This window comes from Bacillus sp. 9.4, from assembly GCF_055486415.1.
In genome coordinates this window covers 1-635 of record NZ_JBVFMU010000013.1, presented here as the reverse complement: position 1 = coordinate 635, position 635 = coordinate 1, and the positions used below count along the sequence as shown (strand labels likewise).

Sequence of the window (635 nt, the reverse complement as noted above, 5' to 3'; positions counted from 1 at the left end):
GCTGACAGATACTAATCGATCGAGGACTTAACCATATTTTTGAATGATGTCACACCTGTTATCTAGTTTTGAGAGAATAAGTTTTTTCAAAAAAACACTTGATTTTCTCAAGAATACATAGTATAATGTTAAATGTCACTGAAATTGTCTGGTGATGATGGCGAAGAGGTCACACCCGTTCCCATGCCGAACACGGAAGTTAAGCTCTTCAGCGCCGATGGTAGTCGGGGGTTTCCCCCTGTGAGAGTAGGACATCGCCAGGCAGACTTCATTCCGCAGTAGCTCAGTGGTAGAGCTATCGGCTGTTAACCGATCGGTCGTAGGTTCGAATCCTACCTGCGGAGCCATTATTGGAGAGCTGTCCGAGTGGTCGAAGGAGCACGATTGGAAATCGTGTAGGCGGTCAACTCCGTCTCAAGGGTTCGAATCCCTTGCTCTCCGCCACTGATACTTATACATAATTACAATTGAAAGTCTGGGCCCGTTGGTCAAGCGGTTAAGACACCGCCCTTTCACGGCGGTAACACGGGTTCGAATCCCGTACGGGTCATTATATGATGGAGGATTAGCTCAGCTGGGAGAGCATCTGCCTTACAAGCAGAGGGTCGGCGGTTCGAGCCCGTCATCCTCCACCA

At 48.8% G+C, this 635-nt stretch carries 4 tRNA genes and 1 rRNA gene; all 5 read left to right on the top strand.

The features are described from left to right. Positions 1–147 precede the first annotated feature (147 nt). Positions 148–263 (top strand): 5S ribosomal RNA (gene rrf / locus ACZ07B_RS22165). Between the two features lie 9 nt (positions 264–272). Beyond that, positions 273–347 (top strand) — tRNA-Asn (locus ACZ07B_RS22160). A gap of 5 nt (positions 348–352) precedes the next feature. Next, positions 353–444 (top strand) — tRNA-Ser (locus tag ACZ07B_RS22155). A gap of 34 nt (positions 445–478) precedes the next feature. Continuing rightward, positions 479–550 (top strand) — tRNA-Glu (locus ACZ07B_RS22150). A 9-nt stretch (positions 551–559) separates the two neighbouring features. Next, positions 560–635: transfer RNA gene (locus ACZ07B_RS22145), tRNA-Val, on the top strand.